21 protein-coding genes and 2 pseudogenes are annotated in these 21,465 nt (G+C 61.0%); 7 read left to right on the top strand and 16 right to left on the bottom strand.

Going from position 1 to position 21,465, the window contains the following annotated elements:
* Positions 1 to 3: 3 nt before the first annotated feature.
* From HB675_RS25105 to HB675_RS25115, 3 genes are all read right to left on the bottom strand, one after another.
* The gene (locus HB675_RS25105; protein WP_213881864.1) at positions 4 to 1,869 is read right to left on the bottom strand and encodes an ABC transporter ATP-binding protein; all 1,866 of its coding nucleotides are present in this window, start codon (positions 1,867 to 1,869) and stop codon (positions 4 to 6) included.
* Between the two features lie 322 nt (positions 1,870 to 2,191).
* Complete coding sequence (locus HB675_RS25110) at positions 2,192 to 3,268, bottom strand: MBL fold metallo-hydrolase (RefSeq protein WP_213881865.1); 1,077 nt, start codon at positions 3,266 to 3,268, stop codon at positions 2,192 to 2,194.
* A gap of 36 nt (positions 3,269 to 3,304) precedes the next feature.
* Entirely contained in the window at positions 3,305 to 3,871 is a 567-nt protein-coding gene (locus tag HB675_RS25115; protein ID WP_213881866.1) for a TetR/AcrR family transcriptional regulator, read from the bottom strand.
* Between the two features lie 220 nt (positions 3,872 to 4,091).
* On the opposite strand from HB675_RS25115, the gene HB675_RS25120 reads away from it, so the two are divergent.
* Positions 4,092 to 4,928, top strand: a complete 837-nt coding sequence (locus tag HB675_RS25120) for an aldo/keto reductase (protein WP_213881867.1) — start codon at positions 4,092 to 4,094, stop codon at positions 4,926 to 4,928.
* A gap of 63 nt (positions 4,929 to 4,991) precedes the next feature.
* On the opposite strand, the gene HB675_RS25125 is transcribed toward HB675_RS25120, so the two are convergent.
* Positions 4,992 to 5,921 (bottom strand): LysR family transcriptional regulator, encoded by a 930-nt coding sequence (locus HB675_RS25125; RefSeq protein ID WP_345945798.1) that lies wholly within the window; start codon positions 5,919 to 5,921, stop codon positions 4,992 to 4,994.
* Between the two features lie 62 nt (positions 5,922 to 5,983).
* On the opposite strand from HB675_RS25125, the gene HB675_RS25130 reads away from it, so the two are divergent.
* Positions 5,984 to 6,580, top strand: a complete 597-nt coding sequence (locus tag HB675_RS25130) for a LysE family translocator (protein WP_213881869.1) — start codon at positions 5,984 to 5,986, stop codon at positions 6,578 to 6,580.
* A gap of 75 nt (positions 6,581 to 6,655) precedes the next feature.
* Here HB675_RS25130 and HB675_RS25135 read toward each other — a convergent pair whose 3' ends face one another.
* Positions 6,656 to 7,654 carry an NAD(P)H-quinone oxidoreductase gene (locus tag HB675_RS25135; protein WP_213881870.1) on the bottom strand — a complete coding sequence of 333 codons (999 nt, stop codon included), beginning with the start codon at positions 7,652 to 7,654 and terminating at the stop codon, positions 6,656 to 6,658.
* 136 nt (positions 7,655 to 7,790) lie between these two features.
* Here HB675_RS25135 and HB675_RS25140 point away from each other — a divergent pair, with 136 nt between their 5' ends.
* Positions 7,791 to 8,660, top strand: coding sequence for a LysR family transcriptional regulator (locus HB675_RS25140; RefSeq protein ID WP_213881871.1), 870 nt, complete (start codon positions 7,791 to 7,793; stop codon positions 8,658 to 8,660).
* A gap of 32 nt (positions 8,661 to 8,692) precedes the next feature.
* Here the strand turns inward: HB675_RS25140 and HB675_RS25145 are convergent, their stop codons facing one another.
* The gene (locus HB675_RS25145; protein ID WP_213881872.1) at positions 8,693 to 9,223 is read right to left on the bottom strand and encodes a cytochrome b; all 531 of its coding nucleotides are present in this window, start codon (positions 9,221 to 9,223) and stop codon (positions 8,693 to 8,695) included.
* A gap of 72 nt (positions 9,224 to 9,295) precedes the next feature.
* Between HB675_RS25145 and HB675_RS25150 the strand changes: the two genes are divergently transcribed.
* Positions 9,296 to 9,448: a hypothetical protein gene (locus HB675_RS25150; RefSeq protein ID WP_213881873.1), complete on the top strand. Its 153-nt coding sequence runs from the start codon at positions 9,296 to 9,298 to the stop codon at positions 9,446 to 9,448.
* 134 nt (positions 9,449 to 9,582) lie between these two features.
* Complete coding sequence (locus HB675_RS25155; protein ID WP_213881874.1) at positions 9,583 to 10,488, top strand: LysR family transcriptional regulator; 906 nt, start codon at positions 9,583 to 9,585, stop codon at positions 10,486 to 10,488.
* Between the two features lie 6 nt (positions 10,489 to 10,494).
* Here the strand turns inward: HB675_RS25155 and HB675_RS25160 are convergent, their stop codons facing one another.
* Positions 10,495 to 10,911 (bottom strand): lysozyme inhibitor LprI family protein, encoded by a 417-nt coding sequence (locus HB675_RS25160; RefSeq protein ID WP_213881875.1) that lies wholly within the window; start codon positions 10,909 to 10,911, stop codon positions 10,495 to 10,497.
* Between the two features lie 264 nt (positions 10,912 to 11,175).
* Here HB675_RS25160 and HB675_RS25165 point away from each other — a divergent pair, with 264 nt between their 5' ends.
* A complete protein-coding gene (locus HB675_RS25165) occupies positions 11,176 to 12,789 on the top strand; it encodes a methyl-accepting chemotaxis protein (RefSeq protein ID WP_213881876.1) in 1,614 nt (537 codons plus the stop codon).
* A gap of 16 nt (positions 12,790 to 12,805) precedes the next feature.
* Here HB675_RS25165 and HB675_RS26055 read toward each other — a convergent pair.
* A pseudogene (locus HB675_RS26055) lies at positions 12,806 to 12,916 on the bottom strand (hypothetical protein); the annotation flags it as partial.
* 44 nt (positions 12,917 to 12,960) lie between these two features.
* Between HB675_RS26055 and HB675_RS25170 the strand changes: the two are divergent.
* Complete coding sequence (locus tag HB675_RS25170) at positions 12,961 to 13,161, top strand: hypothetical protein (protein WP_213881877.1); 201 nt, start codon at positions 12,961 to 12,963, stop codon at positions 13,159 to 13,161.
* Positions 13,162 to 13,187: 26 nt separating this feature from the next.
* Here HB675_RS25170 and HB675_RS25175 read toward each other — a convergent pair whose 3' ends face one another.
* The 8 genes and pseudogenes from HB675_RS25175 to HB675_RS25210 all read right to left on the bottom strand — a co-directional run.
* Positions 13,188 to 13,751: a TetR/AcrR family transcriptional regulator gene (locus HB675_RS25175; protein ID WP_213881878.1), complete on the bottom strand. Its 564-nt coding sequence runs from the start codon at positions 13,749 to 13,751 to the stop codon at positions 13,188 to 13,190.
* A gap of 52 nt (positions 13,752 to 13,803) precedes the next feature.
* Positions 13,804 to 14,517: a glutathione S-transferase N-terminal domain-containing protein gene (locus tag HB675_RS25180; RefSeq protein WP_213881879.1), complete on the bottom strand. Its 714-nt coding sequence runs from the start codon at positions 14,515 to 14,517 to the stop codon at positions 13,804 to 13,806.
* A gap of 121 nt (positions 14,518 to 14,638) precedes the next feature.
* Positions 14,639 to 15,925, bottom strand: a complete 1,287-nt coding sequence (locus tag HB675_RS25185; protein WP_213881880.1) for a DUF6396 domain-containing protein — start codon at positions 15,923 to 15,925, stop codon at positions 14,639 to 14,641.
* Positions 15,926 to 16,020: 95 nt separating this feature from the next.
* Entirely contained in the window at positions 16,021 to 17,304 is a 1,284-nt protein-coding gene (locus tag HB675_RS25190; protein ID WP_213881881.1) for a DUF6396 domain-containing protein, read from the bottom strand.
* Positions 17,305 to 17,378: 74 nt separating this feature from the next.
* Entirely contained in the window at positions 17,379 to 17,993 is a 615-nt protein-coding gene (locus tag HB675_RS25195) for a hypothetical protein (protein ID WP_213881882.1), read from the bottom strand.
* Entirely contained in the window at positions 17,990 to 19,267 is a 1,278-nt protein-coding gene (locus tag HB675_RS25200) for a DUF6396 domain-containing protein (protein WP_345945799.1), read from the bottom strand. The genes HB675_RS25195 and HB675_RS25200 overlap by 4 nt, the downstream gene beginning before the upstream one ends.
* Before the next feature lie 5 nt (positions 19,268 to 19,272).
* Positions 19,273 to 21,084, bottom strand: coding sequence for a phospholipase (locus HB675_RS25205; RefSeq protein ID WP_213881884.1), 1,812 nt, complete (start codon positions 21,082 to 21,084; stop codon positions 19,273 to 19,275).
* Positions 21,081 to 21,465: pseudogene (locus tag HB675_RS25210) on the bottom strand (type VI secretion system tip protein VgrG); the annotation flags it as partial. The gene HB675_RS25205 and the pseudogene HB675_RS25210, both read right to left, overlap by 4 nt.

Genomic DNA, 21,465 nt, shown 5'->3' on the forward strand with positions numbered 1-21,465 from the left:
TGCTCAACCCTGCACCTGATCCATCGCCTGGGCAACGCCCTTGTCCTCCCCCAGAAACCCGCCACTCTGATGCTGCCAGAGCCGCGCATACACGCCGTTCCTGGCCAGCAGCTCGCTGTGGGTGCCCTGCTCGATGATGCGCCCGTCATCCATGACGATCAGCCGGTCCATGGCGGCAATGGTCGAGAGTCGGTGGGCGATGGCGATCACGGTCTTGCCCTGCATCATTTCGTCGAGACTTTCCTGGATCGCCACCTCGACTTCCGAGTCCAACGCGCTGGTGGCTTCGTCCAGCAACAGAATCGGCGCGTTCTTGAGCATGACCCGGGCAATGGCCACGCGCTGGCGTTGGCCGCCGGACAGCTTGATGCCGCGCTCGCCTACCAGGGTGTCGTAGCCGGTATGGCCTTGCTTGTCGCTCAACTGGCGGATGAAACCATCGGCCTGGGCGTCGGCGGCTGCGCGGCGGACTTGTTCGTCAGTTGCATCAGGGCGCCCGTAGGCGATGTTGTCGCGAATCGAGCGGTGCAGCAGCGAGGTGTCCTGGGTCACCATGCCGATGGCGCTGCGCAGGCTGTCCTGCGTCACTTGGGCAATGTCTTGCCCATCGATGCGAATCTGCCCGCTGTCGACGTCGTAAAAACGCAGCAGCAAGTTGATCAGCGTCGACTTGCCTGCGCCGGAGCGTCCCACCAGACCGATTTTCTCCCCCGCACGAATGCTCAGGCTCAGGCCGGCGAGCACCTGGCGCTCACCGCTGTAGTTGAAGCCAACATCGTCGAACGTCACCGCGCCGCCGGTGGTCACCAGTGGGCGGGCGTCGGGCGCGTCCTGGACCTTGGCACCGCGGGTCAGGGTGCCCATGCCGTCCTGCACGGTGCCGATGTTCTCGAACAGCGAGGTCATCTGCCACATGATCCAGTGCGACATGCCATTGATCCGCAGCGCCATGGCGGTAACGGCCGCCACGGCACCGGTGCCGATTTCGCCCAGATGCCACAACCACAACGCGTAACCGCCGGCGGCCATGAGCAAACCGACGACCAGGGCCTGGTTGACGATCTCGAACAGGCTGACCAGGCGCATCTGGCGAAACCCGGTGTGCTTGAAGTCTTCCATCGCCGCACGGGCGAAATGGGCTTCGCGGTTGGAATGGGAGAACAGTTTTACCGTGGTGATGTTGGTGTAGGCATCGGAGATGCGCCCGGTCATCGACGAGCGCGCGTGGGCCTGTTCCTGGCCGACTTTGCCCAGACGCGGCACGAAGTAGTACATCGCCAACCCGAACAGCGCGACCCAGGCCAGAAACGGCAGCATCAGTTTCAACGCGAAGCCGCCGGCCAGGGCGATGATGGCAATGAAGTACACGCCAATGCCCGGGAGGATCTCGATCAGGGTGAACAGCACATCGCGCACGGCCAAAGCCGTCTGCATCACTTTGGTGGTGACCCGGCCGGAGAACTCATCGGAGAAGAACGACAGGCTTTGCTTGAGCATCAGGCGATGGAAGTCCCAGCGCAGCCGCAACGGAAGGTTGATCGCCAGGATCTGGTGCTGGACCATGGTGCGCAATGCCACCAGGCCGATACTGGCGACCATCACCAAGGCAATGCCCCACAGCACAGGGTCTTCCCGGCCGTCGGCATTGCTGCCGGCCTGCCAGGTGGACAGCAGGTCCACCACCTGACCGAGGAAGGAGAACAGCCAGGCCTCGTAGACCGACACAGCGGCGCTGAGCAGCGCCAGTGCCAGGACATAGCCCCGGGCGCCACGGGTGCAGGCCCAGAGAAAGCGGCCAAGCCCGTCGGGCGGCGGTGGTGCCTCGTCGGGCGGAAAAGGGTCGAGCCTTCGTTCAAATACACGAAGCATGGGGGTCTCCGAAACGTTCAAGTGGGGAGATTCTGCCATCTGCCGGACGGTTTGCGGGTTTTGTGGTGTGAGTGCAGGTAAAACGCGACGTGGAGGGTCAGACGGCCACTGTCTGCGACCCACAAGGCAGGCGCAAAGTGCACTCAGATCGCTTGCCGGCGCGCGTCACATCGGTGGCGTGGCCCCGTCACGCAGTTAGTTGCCCATGGCTTTGGCTGTGATCAACACACGTGGCGCCTTGTCGAGCCGGTGTTCGCCGGCCGCGACCGGGGCAGGGATCGGCACGACCTTTACGGGCAAGCTGGGCAACGATTGAGGCGACTTACTTCAGCGCCCGCCACCAGGGCCGCCCGGCATGGGGCCGTTTCAGATCGAGCGGCTCGCCCATTTCCGGCGTCGAGATTGCCACGCCCTGTGCGCGCGCCAAAGCCGTGATGCGTTCGAAGGGATCCTGCCAACGGTGCAGCCCGAGATCGAACGTGCCGTTGTGCACCGGGACCAGCCAGTTGGCGTTCAGATCCATGAAGGCTTGCAGCGTTTCCTCCGGCTGCATGTGCACATCCGGCCATTGCGCATCGTAGGCGCCGGTTTCCAGCAACGCGACATCGAACGGGCCGTACTGGGCACCGATCTGTTTGAATCCGGAAAAGTAGCCGGTGTCACCGCTGAAGAATAACCGCAGGTCCTTGTGCAAGATGACCCAGGAGGCCCACAAGGTGGCGTTGCCATCGCGCACGCCACGGCCGGAAAAATGCTGGGCTGGTGTGGCCGCCAGGCGCACGCCATCCAGCTCCAGCTCTTGCCACCAATCGAGCATCTTCACCTTGGCTTTATCAATGCCCCAACCGATCAGGCGGTCGCCAACGCCCAGGGGCGTGAGGAAGTGACGGGTCTTGGCCGCCAGTGCCAGCACCGTGGCGCGGTCAAGGTGATCGTAATGGTCATGGGATAGAATCACCGCCCTGATGGGCGGCAGATCATCGATCCCGATTGGCGTTTCGTGAAAGCGCGCAGGTCCTGCCCATTGCACCGGTGAAGCGCGTTTGGAAAACACCGGGTCGGTGAGGTAGAACGCCCCCGCCAGCTTGATCAGCAGCGTCGAATGGCCGAGGCGGTAGAGCGTGTTGTCGGGCGCACCCTGCAACAGGCTTCGAGTCAGTGGCCGCACCGTGATCGGCTGCTCGGGTACCGTGCCGGCCGGCTTGTTGAAAGCAAAGGTCCAGATCAGGCGAATCACTTGAGCGAGGCTCTGCTTGTGCATCGGCACCGGATTACGAAATTTGCCCGCCTTGAACTGTGGGGATGCCGCGGTGACGCCTGCCGGCCGTGAGGAGCAGCGCCCCCACCGACCCTGTGTGTGCCCACCACAGAGTGCTGCTTGAATACGCTTGATCGTCATCATGATTGTCCAGTCACTCTTTTGAATGAGAAAAAATCAGCCGAGCATGCGCCACAGCGCCTCGAACCCGGTGCGCAAGTGAACCGATGCGTGGGCCTTGTCGTCGGCCATGTACTGGGTGGTGGCATCCATCAGCGCCATGACCAGTGAGCCGACGAACAGCAGCGGGGTATCGCGCATCGACCCGTTGGCACGAACGCGGTCGAGCAACCCAGCGACTTCACTGAACGCCTGGCTCGCGGCTTCACGGGTGGCGGGCGTCAAGTCTTCGCAGACCGCCAGACAGGCAATCGCCTTGCGTTCGTGCGGATGGGAAATCGCCCAGTGCAGCCACTGATCCCATACCGAACGCAGTTGTTCATGCACGTCCTCATGGGGCGCAACCGTGATCATTGTCGATTTCGCCAACTCGGCCTTCAGGTGCAGATAGAGCGCATTGAGCAGATCCGATTTGGTCTCGAAATAGGTGAACAGCGCCCCGTTGGAGACGCCTGCCGCTTTCGCGATCGCTGCTGTCGGCGCGCTCAAGCCTTGCGCCGAAATGATGCGTGTGGCGGCGGCGAGGATGGCGTTGCGTTTTTCGTCACTGCGAGGGCGTGCCATGGGCTGATCCGTTGACTGATGAGCCGAACATATAGAAGAGCGGTCAGTCAGTCAACAATAAGGCCCGATGACCCTTCCCTCTTCCTGATTTAGCCAACGAGCTGGCCAGATCGGCCTGCCCGTGAGTGGCCTGTCGACGATTTCATGTCGATCCGACGCAACTTTGCCAGCTTGCCCCCCCTCGAATGATGCAGACCTTCATCACCTTCAGGAGACCCTCATGGCATCCGCCCCACTGATCACCCTCAACGACGGCGTACAGATCCCGCAACTGGGCCTGGGCGTCTGGCAATTGGATGACGATCAGGCTTACGCCTCGTCCAAGGCCGCACTCGCCGCCGGCTACCGGCATATCGACACGGCGATGATCTACGGCAACGAAGCCGGGGTCGGCCGCGCTGTGGCCGAGAGCGACCTGGCGCGCGAGCAGATCTTCATCACCACCAAACTGTGGAACGCCGACCAGGGCTTCGACAGCACCCTGCGCGCGTTTGACGCCAGCTTGAAGAAGCTCGGCCTGGAAACCCTCGACCTGTACCTGATTCACTGGGCCATCCCGAAAAAAGGCACCTACCGCGACACCTGGAAAGCCTTCGTGCGCCTGCAGCAGGAAGGCCGGGTACGCTCCATCGGCGTCTCCAATTTCAACGCCGACCACCTGACCCACATCATCGATGACACCGGCGTGGTGCCCTCGGTCAACCAGATCGAAATCCATCCGGACTTCAATCAAGCCGAACTGAGTCAATGGTGCCGGGACAAAGGCATCGTCACCGAGTCCTGGAGCCCGCTGGGCCAGGGCGGCGAACTGCTGCACCTGCCACTGTTCACCGAGATTGCCCAGCGTCACGGCAAGACCCCGGCCCATGTGATCCTGCGCTGGCACCTGCAAAATGGCCACGTGGTGATTCCGCGCTCGTCCAACGCTCAACGCATTGCAGCCAACATCGATGTGTTCGATTTCGAGCTCAGCGAACAGGAGTTGCAAGCGATTGCGCAGATCAAGCAGACCAGCCGGCTGGGGCCGGATCCTCAGACCATCGACATGGGGCTTTGAGCCAGCGCGGATCATGACGGCAACGGTGTGCGGTCGATCGCGAGCGTCGGGCGATTGACCGCATCAGGCCCGACCCGCTGCGCCGAATACCCCTGCTACTGCTGACGCCAACGCATACGTCGCCAATGCGCCGTCCTCGGCCCGCTGATACAGATTGATCGCAAAGGGCGGCAATGCCGGCAGCCCGCAGTCATCGGCGATGATCTGCAAGTCGCAGGGCACAGTGAACCCCAGCCAGGCGGTCACGGCGACGTCGGCGCGGACGGTGGCACAGGTGGCTTCAAGGTTGCCGGACTCGTACACCGTGCGCCAGGTGCGTCCTTGCGCCTGCAGCGCCGCTACGATCAGCGGGCGAAACGCGCAGTTCTGGTCGACCAGCGAGACCGGCAACGGCTGCTTGCACAGCGCACTGCCACCGCTGGCCCCCACCCATACTAGACGTTCGACGCGCAGGCACTGGACCTTGAAGCGCGGTTCGCGCGGTTCGCACGCTTGCGCCACCGGCGCCTCGACCAGTGCCAGGTCCAGCTCGCCACGCTCGATCGCGGCGGCCAGTTCCGACGAAGCCCCGCACATCAGCGTCACCTCGACCTGCGGCCAGGCCAGCTCATAGGCTTTCAACGCCGACGCCAACGCCTGGCCCATCAGGTCATAGGGCACACCGAAGCGCACCTTGCCGCTGAGGCTCGGCTGGGTCATTTCGGCCCACAGCTGATCATTGAGCGCCAGCAGCGCCCGTGCCTTGAGCAGCAGCCGCTCGCCGGCCTCGGTCAGGTGCAGGCGACGTTGCTGGCGGTCGAACACAGGGGTGTCGAAGAGGCTTTCCAGACGCTTGACCTGCTGGCTGATGGCACCTTGGGTCAGATGCAGCAGGGGGGCGGCCGCGGACATACTGCCGCACTCGTGGATGGCAACGAATGTTCGCAGTAGACCGAGATCAAGGTCACGTGGCATTGAGGTATTAGACTCCCTGATACTAGCGATTAACAACATTCGTTATGCTAATCCTTTTCTGCGTCTTAGGCTGGGTTTCCCCTCCTCGATCCGAGCCACTCATGGGTATCGACAGTTTCTGGCCTTTGGCAATTTTCAGCATGAGCGCCACCTTCAGCCCAGGTGGCGCCACGACCTTGGCGACTGCCAGCGGCGCGCAGTTCGGGTTCCGCCACTCGATCCCCTTCATTCTCGGCATTGCCACCGGGCTGGCCAGCATGGCGGCTGCCGCGGCGTTCGGGCTGGCCAATGTGCTGTTGCTCAACAGCTCGTTGGCAGCGGGCCTGAAAACCGTCGGCACCCTGTATTTGCTGTGGCTGGCGTGGAAAGTGGCGCGCGCGCCAGCACCGGGTGCGGCCAACGCGGCGACGCGGCCCGTGGGTTATTTCGCCGCCATCGCCCTGCTGTGGCACAACCCCAAAGGCTGGGCTATGACCAGCGGCGCAGCAGCGGCCTACACTCATCTGGCGAGCGGGCCAGCGCCGTTGGCGGGGTTGATGGGCGCCAGCTTCGGGCTCTGCGCGGCGATCTCGCTGTCGATCTGGTGCGTCGCAGGGCGCGAGCTGGGCCGCCGGGTCCGTCATGCGCGGCATTGGCGTTTGATCAACGCGGTGCTGGGGGGGCTGATCGTGGCGTCGATTGTGCCGATGTGGCTTTAGCCACTTATCCAGGGCATCTGCCGCCTTTCAGATTGGCGGCAACACCCGCTGCCGGACGGCAATGTCGCGGTCTGCTCACACCACCTTCAACACAATCTTCCCGATATGCTCCCCCTCCTCCATCCGTTGATGAGCCCCCGCGGCATCGTCCAGTGCAAACACCCGGTCAATCATCGGCACGCATTGCCCCTGGCTCAGCAATGGCCAGACATTGGCTTTCACTGCCTGGGCGATTTCGGCTTTTTCCTCGGTACTGCGTGAACGCATCATCGAGCCGGTCACCGAGCCTTGCTTGTCCATCAACGCCAGCAGGTTGAAGTTCTTCACCGAGGCGCCACCCATGAAGCCGATGATCACCAGGCGGCCGCGCCGCGCGAGGGAGGCCAGGTTGGCGTCGAAATAGCTGCCCCCCATGATATCGAGGATCACGTCCACACCTTTGCCGTGTGTCTGCAGGGCGATGACTTCGGCGAAGTCGGCTTCACGGTAGTTGATCGCCTCGCCGCCCAGGGCGCGGATCTGGGCGCACTTTTCCTCGCTGCCGGCGGTGGCGAAGGCCTTGATGCCCAGTGCCTTGCAGAGCATCAAAGCGGTGGTGCCGATGCCGCTGGTGCCGCCATGGATCAGCACCGTATCGCCCGTCCGGGCCTGCCCCAGTTCAAACAGGTTGGCCCAGACGGTGAAGAAAGTTTCCGGTATCGCTGCGGCCTGGATCATGTCCACGCCCTCGGGTATCGCCAGCGCCTGGGTGGCCGGGACCGCGCAATACTCGGCATAGCCGCCGCCGTTGGTCAGCGCGCAGACCCGGTCGCCCACCTTGAACTCGCCGACCGCCGAGCCGACAGCCACCACCTCACCGGCCACTTCCAGCCCCGGCACCGCACTGAAGCCCGGCTTCATGGGGTAGTGGCCGGCGCGCTGGAGTACATCCGGGCGGTTGATGCCGGCGGCATGCACTTTGATCAGCAATTCGTGCTCGGCGGGCGTCGGCACATCGGTCTCGGCCAGTTGCAGCACCTGTGGGCCACCGGGCTGGGTGATCTGGCTATAGCGCATGCGGCTTGGAAGGGTCATGGGAATACCTCGTCGAAAGTCATTGCAGAATGGGACATCAGCCTGCGCAAGGCATTCAGAATACCCTGATGAACCTGTGTGATAATGCAGCGATGAAGCATGTCAATGATGCATATATGCATCAGCAGGAGTGGGTATGAATTGGGATGACGCACGATTTTTCCTTGCCTTGGCTCGGATCTCGACCTTGCGCGGTGCCGCGCGGGCATTGGGTGTCGATCAAGCCACCGTCGGCCGACGGATCGCCGCGCTGGAACGTTCATTGAACGCCGTGCTGTTCTTGCGCACCTCCGACGGCTATGCGCTGACGACTGCCGGCGAGGCCGCATTGGACGCCGCCGAGAAGATGGAGCACGCCGGTGATGAACTGCAGCGCCGCATCGCCGGACTGGACGAGCGTCCCAGCGGGCTGGTGCGGATCGCCTCGACCGACTCGTTGGCCGTGGATTTCGTGATCCCTGCCATGGCGCGGCTGCACGAGAGTTACCCCGACGTTCAGGTGTCGATCCAGTCCGGCACCGACATGCTCAACCTGGCCAAGCGCGAGGCCGACATTGCCTTGCGCACCATCAAGCCCGACAACCCGGACCTGCTGGTGCGCCGCCTGGCCAGTTGGCCGTTGGGGCTGTTCGCCTCGCGCCAGTACCTGGAGCGACGCGGCATCCCGCCACCTGGCAGCGGCTTCAAGGGCCATGACGTGGTCGCTTTTCAGGCCCATATCGACGCCGGCGAGCGTTACAACCTCGCGCAGGAAACCCTGCAAGGCGCCCGAGTGGTGGCCAGCGCCAACAGCAGCCTGCTGGTGCGTACGGCGCTGGCGGCGGGATTGGGGCTGGGGGAGATTCCTGTCCAGATGGGCAAACGCGACGGGCTGGTGCAGGTGTGGCCGCAGCGGACCCGACCGCAGACCTACGACGTCTGGCTGGTCACCCACAAGGATCTGCGCCATACGGTGCGTGTCAGCAGGGTGATGGATTATCTGGTGGCGGGGTTTGAACCGCTGTAGGGCTCGCAACCCATTGACCAGCGTGGCTCGGGTCAAAGGGGCCGCTGAGGCGGCAGCATCCGTTCCAGCAAACCATCACGGCGCACTGCCACGTGCCAGACCGTGCCGGCGACATGCAAGGCGATCAGTCCGTACAGCGCGAACTGACACCACACGTGCACGCTGTCGGCAGCGATGCCCAGGGCTTCCTGGTGGGGAAAGCCCGGCAGGTTCAACACTCGGAAAAACGGCACGTCCTGACCATTGCCGGCCATCAGGTAACCGGTCACGGGCATGACCAGCAGCAGTCCATAGAGCAAGCCATGGGTCAGTCTGGCCAGCCCCTCGGCCACTCGGCCCGTGCCCGCCGGGTAGCCCGGCGCACGATGGCGCCAGCGCCAGGTCAGGCGCATCAGCACCATCAGCCAGACACTGATGCCCATGGACTCATGGGCCATGTACCAAAACACTCGGACCGGACCGGGCGGGAAGTTTTCCGCCACCCAGACGAAGGGCAAGAGCAGACACAGGGCTGCGGCAGTGAGCCAGTGAAGGGCCTGGGCGATGCCGGTGTATCGCAGCATGGGGATCCTGAACGCTTGTTGTTATGGACCCGAGGGTTCTCTAGTTGGTGATGGCCGTCAAGCTGTTTGGCGATGACCGAGCAGGCCCAAGTCGCCTGGCCCGCTTTCTCGACTGATCGAGCGGAAGGCCTGACCCGCGAAATCGCGCTGGAGCAGGTGATCGAGAAGGCCGGCGATTTGCTCGCTGGCAGGATTCGCGGGCACGTGGTCGTCGCAACCACCTGATACGGGCGACGGCTTTGTTGCCATTAAAGCAACAGTGTATTGGCGCCTCGCCGCTGTTTCCCCCCTCCGCAAAAATCTAGGATGCCGCCACACGAACAGGCGTCATCCTGCCCTCTTCCCTGGTCAACACCCCGATGAACCGATCCGACCTGCGCCACACCGATCTCAGCCAACTGGTGATCTTCGAGATGCTCATGCTCGAACGCAACCTGACTCGAACCGCCGAAAAGATGTTCCTCGGTCAGCCGGCCATCAGTGCCGCGCTGCGCCGGCTGCGGGTCTATTTCGGCGATCCGTTGTTCATCCGCACCGGGCGCAAGATGGAGCCTACGGCGCGCGCGGAGCGGTTGTTCGAGGAGCTTCGTCCGGCGCTGGACGTGATGTCCCTGGCGCTGAGCAACAACGCCGTGTTCAACCCTCAGTCCAGCCACGCCACCTTTCGCATCGGCCTGTCCGAAGGTGTCGAGTACGGCCTGCTGCCGGAATTTTTGCAGCACCTGCGCGGCATCGCCCCCAACGTGGTGATCATCGTGCGGCACACCGACCGCCTGCGCATGCCGGACCTGCTGGCCAACGGCGAGATTTCCCTGGGAGTGAGCCAGACCAAGGATTTGCCCGCCAATGCCAAGAAGCGCTTTCTGCGCGACCTGCGGCCGATGGTGGTCAGCGCCCTGGACTCGGCGCCTGCCGACACCCTGGCCGCCTACTGCCAGAGGCCGCACGTGAACGTCTCGCCCAACGGTGACATCAACAGCATGATCGACACCGACCTTGAGCGGCTCGGCCGTGGGCGGCATGTGGAGCTGGTCATTTCCCAGTGGAGCTCACTGTCGCGCCTGCTGATCGGCACCCGCCTGTTGGCCACGGTGCCGGACTACGTTGCCGATTCGTTGGTGGCCCAAGGCAATATCAAGGCCGAGCCGGTGCCGTTCGACGTGTCCAGCATCGCGCTGTCACTGGTATGGCGCGGCGCGCTGGATGCCGACCCCGCGGAACGCTGGTTGCGCGGTGAATTGGTAAAGTGTCTGGCGCGGCCATGAGCGACGCTAGCGAGCCTGTGGCCCGAACCTCTCCCCCAGCAGATCGGCGCGGGCCTTGGTGGCCTGCAGCAGGCACATCTGCGCGTTGACGTGGTCGATGCTGCCACCGGTCAAACTGCCCGCCAGGGCGCAGTCGGCGTCGCGAAACCTGATCCACAACCGCTGGACGTCGCGCATTGCCGTTCGCTGCCCGGCATCAAGCGCCTTTATGCCTGACTGGTAGTTGGCGTTCAAGCGCGCGTCCTGCAGTCTGGTTTCGGCGGCGGCGCAATCGATCATGCCGCGGGTGGTGCTGACGGCGCTTATGCAGCTGTCGTACGCAGGGCTGTAACCCGAGGGCGCAGCGGCCTGGGTGAGGGTGGCAAACCCTGCTCCGACCAGTAGCAGGGTTGCGTGGCAGAAACGGTAGTGAGCTGTCGTCATGGAAGACCTTCTGGTGTGCAGTGGGTTGCTGATCGTATCAGCACACCACCGTCGTCAGTACGCCGACCGAACAGCAGAAAGTCGACCGCGACCCGCCTGAAGCCCCATCGCCTGTAAGGTCGGTCAAGGCGTCCCCTGCGCGAGTTTCCTGCACCGGTTGCAAATAAATACGCCCACGCTCTTCAGTTCCCTCCCAGCCGCGCCGATAACCTGTGCACACCAGTGTTCCCCTGGCCACGCTCCACCACCGCAGAAGGCTCCGGCATGTCCATCAAACTCCGCCTCTTGCTGCTCATCGCCACCAGTGTGCTCACCGTGGTGGTGATCAGCCTGATCAACTTCTTGGGCAACGCGCGGATGGAGATGGCGATGCTCAACGCCGAGACCGGCATGACTGCGCTGAGCAATCATCAGGAAGCCGACATGATGCACGACGCCCTGCGCGCCGATGTACTGTCGGCGATGCTGGCAGGGCTGGGCAAGAGCGATAGCAGCCGTGACGAGGTTCAGGCCGGGCTCAAGGAACATGCCGGGCACTTTCGCCAAGTGGTCGATGACAACCTCAAGCTGCCCCTCAATGACACCCTCAAGTCGGCGTTGAGCCAGATCAAGCCGAGCCTGGACACCTACATTGCCTCGGCCGAACGTATCGTCGGCCTGGCGATGGACAACCCCGCCCAGGCCCAGCAACAACTGGGCAGCTTCACGGCGGCGTTCACCAGGCTTGAGGGCCAGATGGGCAGCCTCAGCGAGCTGATAGAGAACAACTCCAGGGCCAGCGGCGAAAGTTCTCGCCAGACGATCCACGACGCCAATTTCACGTTGCTGGGGGTGCTGTTGGTGAGTGTGGTGCTATTGATAGTCCAAGGCGTGTGGGTGGCTCGGCGGATCATGACGCCCTTGCAGGTGGCCCGTGGCATCGCCGATCGAATTGCCCATGGCAATCTCAGCGAGCCGGTTGCCGAGCCGTCCAACGGTGACGAGGCCAGCCAGTTGATCCGCAGCCTGGCGGTCATGCAGCGGGACCTGCGCGGGATGATCGAGGCCGTGCGCCGTAACGCCCAGGACGTCAGCCGCATGAGCCGGGACTTGAGCAGCGGGTGTCACACCGTGGCCGACAGCAGCCAGCAGCAAAGCGCGGCCGCGAGCACCATGTCGGTGGCCACCAGCGAGATGACTGCCAGCATCGAAGAGGTCGCCCGCCACGCCCAGCAGGCGCTGCAGATGGCCCATCAGGCCGAGGCACTGGCGCAGAACGGCGGCAGGGTGATCCATCAGGTGGTCAGCGACATGGACGGCATCGCCCGCTCGGCGCAGACCTCGGCTCAGGTCATTCGCACGCTGGACAAGGAGTCCGAGGGCATTTTCAACATCATTCAGGTGATCAAGGGCATTGCCGACCAGACCAACCTGCTGGCCCTGAACGCAGCCATCGAAGCGGCCCGCGCGGGTGAACAAGGGCGCGGTTTTGCCGTGGTTGCCGACGAAGTCCGCAGCCTGGCCGGGCGTACCAGCGCATCGACCCAGGAAATCGCCAGCATGGTCGCCAGTATCCAGTCCAGCACCCGCGAGGCGGTCACCAGCATGGAGGCCGGGGTCGCCCAGGTGGATCAGGGCATGGCGGTCACCGCCGAGGTCGAGCGGGCGATCCGCGAGATCCTCGACGCGACGCTGAGCACCACTCAACGGGTCAACGACATTACCCGGACCATCGGCGAGCAAAGCCTGGCCAGCAACGAAATCGCCCATCAGGTGGGCACCATTGCCGACATGTCGGCGGGCAATAGCCGGGTCATCAGCCAGACCGCCAGCACCACTGATGAAATGTCGGCGCTGGCCGATCAATTGGCACAGTCGGTGGACCGCTTCCGGCTCTGAGGCATAAGGCGCTGGATCAAGCCACCCCTACCATCGCCCGCAACAGCACCGCACAGCACGCCGCCGGGTCCTCGGGGGTGGCGTTCTCGATTTCGTTGTGGCTGATGCCGCCTTCACCGGGGACGTACCCATGCCCGCACCCTCAAGACCCGCCACAGTCGCGAGATTGCGGTGCGGGTGCCGAGGCTGTCGGACATCGTCCTGGCCACGGTGTATGAGGGCATCGACGAAGCCGCCAGCGCCCAGGTCTACACCACTTTCGTGGCCAACACCCTGGACCGCCCCGAGCGCCAGCGCGAACGGGCCGAGCACCTGTGGGCGCAAGGGCATATCCGGGTGGCGAGCGGTCCCACCCGTTTGCGGCAGTATTGACCGTACGCCAGAGCAGCGTGTGCGAATCAGGACGGCAACGGACCATAGGCCCGATACCCGGCGATCAAGTCATCAAAGACGCTGATATCCGCACGGCTGCGGGCGATCAATTGCGCCCCGGCCACGGCGGCGAAAATCACCCGTGCACGCGCTTCTGCCACATCGTCCGCACAGACCTTGGCCGCCACCAGGTGATACACCAGCCAGGCCACATTGACCTCGGCAAACATCAGGATTTCATCGGTCATTTCGCTGGGCAGGTTGTCGGTTTCCGCGCCCACGAAGCTGCCCAGACACAGGCGATTGTCCGCCTCCAGCGAACGGCGAAAAATCTCCGGAAAACGACCCAAGGCTGCTCGCGAATCCGGGGTCTCCCGAGTCATGACTTCGAGGGCTGCCGCGCCGTCTTGCCAATAGCGCCGCGCCACGGCCACGCCCAGCTCGGCCTTGCTGGGGAAGTGGTAGTAGATGCTCGCGGCCTTGATTCCGACACTCTGGGCCAGGTCGCGGAAGTTCAGACCGTTGTAGCCCTGAGACTGGGCAATTCTCGTGGCTGCCAGTAGCAGGGCTTCGCGGGCGTTGGTTTGCATTGTCGTGCCTTGCATTCGGATGAAGGGGAATGCGCCCATGCTAGCCCAAAACCTACCTGCTGTGAGGTAGACCTGCGTTGTCCAGTTCGGGAATACCGCTGCGGCGGTCGGCATAGGCCGCCTGGAAGCTGGGGCGTGCCTGCCAGCGCTGCCAGTAGGCATCGAGGAACTCGAAGCGCTCATCCAATGGCGTGGCATTGACCGGGAACTTGGAAAAGGCAATGGCAGTGGCCAGGGTGATGTCCGAGAACGTCGGCGCGGCGCCGCCCAGCAGCCATTGGCGACCATCGGCCAGGTGCTGATTGACCAGCGCCGCATGGGCCAGCGCTTCCTTGCGGCAATGCTCGCCCCAGGCCTCGTTCCTGGTCAGCTCCAGCTTGAACCCCAGGCCCGTGTGCAGGACATGAAAGGCGGTGACGATACGATAGAGAATGTGCACCCAGACGCGGTTGTCCCACATGTTGTCCAGTCCTTGCTCCAAGGGTGTTTCACCCATGATCTTGCGGCCAGGGAAAGTCTGGTCGAGGTAGCGGACGATGGCGGCGGTCTCGCTGATGTAGCTGCCGTCCTCAAGCTGCAAGGTCGGGGTCTCGCCCCAAGGGTTCATGTTGAGGTGGCGCCAGCCACGCTGCTGCCCTCCAGGGGCCATGTCATAAACGGTTTCATTGAAGTGCTGGGCGATGCCCTTTTCGTGCATGAACAGGCGCAGGCGTTGTGGGTTGGGAAAGGCTGACGGTGAGGTGAACAGCGAAAGTCTGGTGGTCATGGTCGTGTCCCTGAAGTAGGTGGTTTACTTGACTAACAATCGTTAGGTAGGCAAACCATAGGCTCTCGCCATGCCCGCGTCAACCCCGAACTAACAACCGTTAGTCTGGTGGCAGGAACCGTTAACTCAGCAACCCCCAGTGCACCACCTCCTCGGTAAAGGTCCTTTTATCCGGGAACGGCCAATGGCGGACGAGGTAACGTTCGGCGACATGGATGGGCATGACCTCCCCTTCCTTGAGGTGACGCGTCACCCGCAAATCGACCTGATGTCGCGCTTCATAGGGCAGCCACATGATTTGCCAATAGCCGGTTTGCGGGCAGACATCGCCGCTGTAGCAGGCTTTGAGCGGGAAACCGGAAGCGTCGAAGCTGGCGGAACCCGGCATGGGTTTGCCAGTGGAGGGTTCAAGCAGTTTCTCGTCGGCCAGGCGTTTGATCAGTTCTTCGCTGGGTTTTTCCGGGGGAATGTTGGCCAGGCGTTCTTCCAGCCACTGGAGCTTGCCGTCCCATTCGGGGAGTGGGGCGGGTGGCAGGGGGACGATGTCGTTGATTTCGGGGACTTTGGGTTTGGCGTAGGAGTAGTTGGCGAGGATGCGCCATATTTTGTCGTAGCGGTCGGCGCGCTCAAGATCCTGAGTTTGGCCCAGATAATCGAGTTCGTGGGTGGGTGGAGGGCCTTTGAACCCAGACCTCAGAAACCCGGCTGAGAACTCGTTCCCAGAAGCCGCCCCCAGCTGAAAGAATCTCATGGCCTGATCATATTCTTGTGTTCCCTGCAGGTTTATTCCGACCATGGTTGCAGCCTCTCCAATACCCTGCTCGGCCGCACACCGGCGCATGGCCCAGGCCGACTCCCATGCAAGTCCCGTTTTCAGGAGCTTTTCTCCGACATACTCCTGAGCCTGCCCACTGCCCTCGTCAGCTGCTTTGCGGAAATATTGAAGGGCCGCCTCAGGATCTTGCGTCAACGTCGACAGCCCCCGTTGTAGATAGGTGGCCATCAGGAAGTATCCAGAGGCAACTCCCGCATCAATGAGGTCCTGGCTGAACCTGAGGCGATCATGGCCACTCACTTTGAACATTCCAGTGCGAGTGCCGTTCTGCAAGTTAATGTTGGCCTTGTAGTGCCCGTGCTCGGCGGCAATCCGATAAAGTCGCTCAATTTCCGGGTAGATCGTTTCATCCTGCGCAAGCTGGTTGTTCTTTTGAAGCCAACGTCCGTATTTGAAAAGCCTGTCGGCGTCAGGAGCAACCTCCGGAAATTTTTCATGCACACACGTGAATGCCAGACGCGATTCAAGGTTTCTTTGTAAAATCATTTTTTGAGTCTCTTGAGGGCCTGTTGTCAGTTGGTCGGAATCACACCCGACCAAGAGCACTGACAATCCAAAGCCAATCTGCCGCATCAGTCGAGATCCTTCAGATTGGCTTCGCTGTAGAGAAACTCGACAAGCGGTGCATTCCTGCGCGGGCATGGGAAGCGGTGGGCGGATCAATTCACTCATCCGAGCAAACCCCAGTGCACCACCTCCTCGGTAAAGGTCCTTTTATCCGAAAACGGCCAATGGCGGACGATGTAACGTTCGGCGACGTGGGTGGGCATGACGTCGCCTTCCTTGAAGTGCCGGGTCACCCGCAAATCGACCTGATGTCGCGCTTCATAGGGCAGCCACATGATTTGCCAATAGCCGGTTTGCGGGCAGATATCGCCGCTGTAGCAGGCTTTGAGCGGGAAACCAGAGGCGTCGAAGCCGGCGGAACCGGGCATGGGTCTACCCGTGGCGGGTTCAAGCAGTTTCTCGTCGGCCAGGCGTTTGATCAGTTCTTCGCTGGGTTTTTCCGGGGGGATGTTGGCCAGGCGTTCTTCCAGCCATTGGAGCTTGCCGTCCCATTCGGGGAGTGGGGCGGGTGGCAGGGGGACAATGTCATTGATTTCGGGGACTTTGGGCTCGGCGTAGGAGTAGTTGGCGAGGATCCGCCAGATTTTTTGGTAGCGATTGGCGCGCTCCAGGTCCTCTGACAGACCCAGAAAATGAAGCGAATCGGACTTTGGCGGACCGCGAAACCCGTTGCTCATGAAACTGGCGGAGGTCGAATGCCCTGCTTTGACACCCAACTGAAAGGCCAATAGTGCATCGTGGTACTGTTCTTCGATTTGGAAATCGAGAGCCGCCAACATGGCCGCTTCTCCATGACCTTGCGCAGCAGCACAAAGCCGCATAGCCCTGGCGACATCCGGTGCTCTGTCAACCGGTGCTAATTTATCTCCAACGTAAGCTTGTGCCGATGCATTCCCTTCATCTGCTGCCTTACGAAAATAACGTAATGCCATTTCAGGATCCCCCTTGAGCCCCACACCCCCTCTTTGCAAATAAATTCCTATTAAGTAATAGCCTTGCGCTACCCCAGCTTTTATCAAGCGCTCACTCAAACGTAAATACTCTTCACTCCGGAGCTTGAAAAGGCCTTGCAAACCGCCATATTGTAAATTGACATTAGCTTTGGGGTGGTCATATTCGGCAGCAATCCTATAAAGTCGCTCCACCTCAACATCAATCTCTTCATCTCGCGCCAATTCATTATTACGCTGCAGCCAGCGAGCATAAGTAAATAGTAGATTGGACTCTGGCGTCACATCAGGGTATGCCTCGTGAACGCAATAAAAACTCAACGCTTGTTTCGGATCGGAAAGTGCTGACATGGGTAAAGACTCTTTTAGAGTGGGCAGCGTTTCACTGTGACAAGCACTCATACATACGCAGAGAGCGATCAGTTGTTTTTTCATCAGTCTAAGTTCGCCATGTGTGCCCTGCCATAGATAAATTCGATCAAAGGCGCTTTAGGCGAGAGATTCTTCTGTCAAAGAATTTTATTCTTGCTGATAATTTCAGCCCATACGTCAAAAGCGACCCTGGGGTCATCAGGGACACTTGAAAACTCTTTGTTCAAATGCTGCGCCCATAATCTACGGCGTAAACCCTCCGTCACACTCACCCACTCATGCGCACTATTCAGCTCACTATCAACCTGCCTACTCCGCGTGTTGATATTCGCCGACCCATGGGTCGTGAAAACGTCATTGATAATCATCAACTTCGTTCCGGCCGGCGAGTCGGGCGCCACCCGTGAGCCGATGTGCACTTTCAAGCCCGGCTGGCCTTGATGCGCAGCCGTTCGCCGATGCCGGGATGTTGGCCATCGCGAATGAAGAACATCGAGGCTTGAAAGCCCCCAGCAAACAATGTCGACGGTTTCGGTCGCAGCTGCGATGGCAAGATGCACGGCCCTGAACGTTTCTTCGCCGTTGATCAGCGCGTCGTAAATGGCCAGCGCGGGAGGGAATTCGGCTTCGTCGACGTACCATTTTCCCGTGCAGGTGGCTTGGCGGGTTTCGCTGAGGACGGCGGGGACAATAATGTCGTGGCATTTTTCCTGCGCTGGCACCGGAAACGGTGGGCGGATCAATTCACTCATCCGAGCAACCCCCAGTGCACCACTTGCTCGGTAAAGGTCCTTTTATCCGAAAACGGCCAATGGCGGACGATGTAGCGTTCGGCGACATGGGTGGGCATGACCTCCCCTTCCTTGAAGTGCCGGGTCACCCGCAAATCGACCTGATGTCGCGCTTCATAGGGCAGCCACATGATTTGCCAATAGCCGGTTTGCGGGCAGACATCGCCGCTGTAGCAGGCTTTGAGCGGGAAACCGGAAGCGTCAAAGCTGGCGGAACCCGGCATGGGTTTGCCAGTGGCGGGTTCAAGCAGTTTCTCGTCGGCCAGGCGTTTGATCAGTTCTTCGCTGGGTTTTTCCGGGGGAATGTTGGCCAGGCGTTCTTCCAGCCATTGGAGCTTGCCGTCCCATTCGGGGAGTGGGGCGGGTGGCAGGGGGACGATGTCGTTGATTTCGGGGACTTTGGGGTCGGCGTAGGAGTAGTTGGCGAGGATTCGCAAGATTTTTTGGTAACGGTCGGCACGTTCTGTGTCTTTTTGCTGACCGAGATAATTTAAAGTCTTCGTTTTGGGTGGGGCGCGAAAACCAGCTTGTAGAAAACCCGCTGACGTTTCGTCACCTGCTGCGACCCCCATTTGAAAAGCCACCAAGGCTTCCTCATACCGCGCTCTGTATTTGAGGCTTATACCTAGCATTGTCGCTGCGTCACCATGACCCTGCCGAGCAGCGCATTGACGTAGTTGAAGCGCCACCTCAGGGGCCACGCTGACGGGGGCGAGTTGTTCGCCTAGAAACGCTTGGGCGTGGGGGCTGCCTTCATCAGCAGCTTTCCTGAAATAGCGCAGTGCCATTTCTGGATCTTGTCTAAGCCCGGCCAGGCCTTTTTCTAAAAACGTGCCTACCCAATAATAACCCGTGGCGACATGAGCATCGATTAGACGCTGAGACAGCCGTAAGTGCTCCGCCCCGCTCAGCGCCCAATGGCCGTATAAGGCGCCGCGCTGGAGGTTGATAGTTGCTTTATAGTGAGCGTGCTCAGAAGCCACTCTATACAAGCGTTCAACCTCCCTATCGATAGCGTCATCCTGCGTAAGTTGATTATTTTTTTGTAACCATCGCGCATATTTGAACAGCGTGTCTGGCGCAGCTTCCGGCGCTGGAATCTTTTCATAGGAACAAGAAAATCCCCATTTTTTTTCGATATCGTTCAACGCAGCAACCTCCTTCACTTCTCTGCCCGGCAAACCTTCTTTGACTTGGCATGCCCCCAGCGCCACACAAAACAAGACCTTCAGCACTTTCTTCAATCCAAATTCGCCATTTTTCTGTACTTATAAAATAACTGGACTAACGGCGCCACAGGCTCCCGGCCATCAGCCAGGGCTTGTTGATTATTTTTAAGTATCTGCGCCCACTGATAAAAGGCAACGAATGAATCATCCGGCACCTCTGTCTCATCCAACCCCATGTGCATCCCCCACAACCGTCTGCGCAGGTCCTCCGTCACACTCACCCACTCATGCGCAATATTCAGCTCACTATCAACCTGCATACTCCGCGTGTTGATATTCGCCGACCCATGGGTCGTGAAAACGTCATTGACAATCATCAACTTCGAATGGATATACACCGGCATCCACGCTTTCCCGGCCGGCGAGTCGGGCGCCACCAGCGAGCAGATGTGCACTTTCAAGCCCGGCACCTTCTCCATGGTGATCACGCTGTCATTCACTTCCTTGATTTGGCTGTCCAGTTCGGCCTGCCACTGTTTGAGCTCTCGTTGTCCCACCTGATCGCGCAGGTCCGGGCGTGGCATGGGCGGCGCCTGTTTTTTGATTGCCTGGATGCGTGCCAACTTGGTCACCTCAGGAATGGTGTCCGCACGCCCTAAACTGGCGAGCATGCGTTGAGTGTTTACGGTCCCCGAGCCGATCCCCTCATCGGTGGCATTGGTCACCACGAACAAATGCAACGCGCCATAAATGCCGGGGTCCTTGCCCGCCTTACTGAGCGTCAATGCCACCTGCTTGATCTTTTCGGCCAGCGGCGGCCAGCGGAAATACTGATTTTCGATGTAGATGAAGTCCGTGGCGTTGTTGACCGCCTGCATGTAGCCCTTCTCGATATCGCGCACGCCTTCCTGTGCCTGGGTGCGCAGTAGTTGAGCAATCTGCAGGTCGCCCTGGCATTCGAGTCTGGGGGCTACTTCGTAGGCGTCACGCAAGTGCATCAAGTCCTCGTCGGTTTCCTTTTCCCAGGCGGTGGCGAAGTTGTGATGCAGGTAGGCGAGGATTTCACCCGAGACCTTGCAGGAGATGTCTTGCCGTGGCGTAAAACCTCGCGGACCGCGATTGGGCTCGGGCCAGTCGTGGGTTGAGCGATTCAAGGCGGAGTGCTTGTCGGTGTCCCAATATTCATCGAGCATGTTGTGCCCCATGACGAAGCCCACGGCTCGGTCGGGGACTTCGAAGTCCACCAGCACGCTCTTTTGATGGTGGGTAGCGCTCAGTCTCAGGGTGTGACGGGTAGCGGTGCTGATGTCTCTATCAAGGCTGTTGTCTTTCACGTCTTTGGCGATCGCCGAGCGCTCGTCCCGGCTGAAGCCACGGCTGACAAATAGCGGGATCCTGGCATTGGCTTTTTCAGCGGCTTTCTTGCCGGGCACCGCGCAGTCGGCAAACCATTGCTTGTCGTAGGCGTACTGTTTCGGGGTCGAATTCTGCAGTTCCTGGTCCCACAACCGCACCGGGCCCTTGCCCGGAAGATTGGCCTCGCCGGCAAAACCGGCAGTGTTCAGGAGCATCTCCCAACCCAACACGCGGACCTTTACACCCTCTTTGGCCTTGATGCGCAGCAGTTCGCCGATGCTGGGATGTTGGCCATCGCGAATGAAGAACATCGAGGGTTGAAAGCCCCAGCAGATGATATCGACGGTCTTGGTCGCAGCTGCGATGGCGAGATGCACGGCCCTGAAGGTTTCTTCGCCGTTGATCAGGGCGTCGTAACTGGCCAACGCAGGAGGGAATTCGGATTCGTCGACGTACCATTTTCCCGCGCAGGTGGCTTGGCGGGTTTCGCTGAGGACGGCGGGAACCACGATGTCGGTTGCTTTCATTGAGCCTCTCCCTTATTGACGGCGGGCCGCTTCAGCGCTTCGCCGTAACGTTGGCGATGGTTGTCGTGCAGGAAGGGTTGCGTTGGCGTTGCGTCATGAACAGCGCGGTGCTTGTGCACCCCGACATTTGCCCAGTGCGCCTGCTCGGCGTTGCGGTACTGGGTTGGAATGGGAACCTGGTAAGTCACTCCGTTGGCCAACTCGACGCGGTACTGCCGGGTCACGGTTTGATGGTCGATCCGTACTTCACCGCTTTCGTCCAGCACGCCTGTGGCCACCGGCCGGGCGTCGGCAAACAGTGTGTACGGCATGCCACACCAGCTTTTGTCAGCGGCATTGGCGGCTTGGGGCACTTTGAAGCCAAACCCCTCTTTCGAAACG

The sequence above is a fragment of the Pseudomonas sp. dw_358 genome (genome assembly GCF_018449655.1).
GTDB lineage: Bacteria > Pseudomonadota > Gammaproteobacteria > Pseudomonadales > Pseudomonadaceae > Aquipseudomonas.

Coding starts and splice junctions, on each gene's coding strand:
- HB675_RS25160 (WP_213881875.1), bottom strand. CDS start 10,911: ATGACGACAGCTCACTACCGTTTCTGCCACGCAACCCTGCTACTGGTC.
- HB675_RS25110 (WP_213881865.1), bottom strand. CDS start 3,268: ATGACGATCAAGCGTATTCAAGCAGCACTCTGTGGTGGGCACACACAG.
- HB675_RS25195 (WP_213881882.1), bottom strand. CDS start 17,993: ATGAGTGAATTGATCCGCCCACCGTTTCCGGTGCCAGCGCAGGAAAAA.
- HB675_RS25140 (WP_213881871.1), top strand. CDS start 7,791: ATGAATTGGGATGACGCACGATTTTTCCTTGCCTTGGCTCGGATCTCG.
- HB675_RS25105 (WP_213881864.1), bottom strand. CDS start 1,869: ATGCTTCGTGTATTTGAACGAAGGCTCGACCCTTTTCCGCCCGACGAG.
- HB675_RS25205 (WP_213881884.1), bottom strand. CDS start 21,084: ATGAAAGCAACCGACATCGTGGTTCCCGCCGTCCTCAGCGAAACCCGC.
- HB675_RS25165 (WP_213881876.1), top strand. CDS start 11,176: ATGTCCATCAAACTCCGCCTCTTGCTGCTCATCGCCACCAGTGTGCTC.
- HB675_RS25180 (WP_213881879.1), bottom strand. CDS start 14,517: ATGACCACCAGACTTTCGCTGTTCACCTCACCGTCAGCCTTTCCCAAC.
- HB675_RS25155 (WP_213881874.1), top strand. CDS start 9,583: ATGAACCGATCCGACCTGCGCCACACCGATCTCAGCCAACTGGTGATC.
- HB675_RS25150 (WP_213881873.1), top strand. CDS start 9,296: ATGACCGAGCAGGCCCAAGTCGCCTGGCCCGCTTTCTCGACTGATCGA.
- HB675_RS25135 (WP_213881870.1), bottom strand. CDS start 7,654: ATGACCCTTCCAAGCCGCATGCGCTATAGCCAGATCACCCAGCCCGGT.
- HB675_RS25130 (WP_213881869.1), top strand. CDS start 5,984: ATGGGTATCGACAGTTTCTGGCCTTTGGCAATTTTCAGCATGAGCGCC.
- HB675_RS25175 (WP_213881878.1), bottom strand. CDS start 13,751: ATGCAAACCAACGCCCGCGAAGCCCTGCTACTGGCAGCCACGAGAATT.
- HB675_RS25190 (WP_213881881.1), bottom strand. CDS start 17,304: ATGAAAAAACAACTGATCGCTCTCTGCGTATGTATGAGTGCTTGTCAC.
- HB675_RS25125 (WP_345945798.1), bottom strand. CDS start 5,921: ATGTTGTTAATCGCTAGTATCAGGGAGTCTAATACCTCAATGCCACGT.
- HB675_RS25115 (WP_213881866.1), bottom strand. CDS start 3,871: ATGGCACGCCCTCGCAGTGACGAAAAACGCAACGCCATCCTCGCCGCC.
- HB675_RS25185 (WP_213881880.1), bottom strand. CDS start 15,925: ATGCGGCAGATTGGCTTTGGATTGTCAGTGCTCTTGGTCGGGTGTGAT.
- HB675_RS25145 (WP_213881872.1), bottom strand. CDS start 9,223: ATGCTGCGATACACCGGCATCGCCCAGGCCCTTCACTGGCTCACTGCC.
- HB675_RS25120 (WP_213881867.1), top strand. CDS start 4,092: ATGGCATCCGCCCCACTGATCACCCTCAACGACGGCGTACAGATCCCG.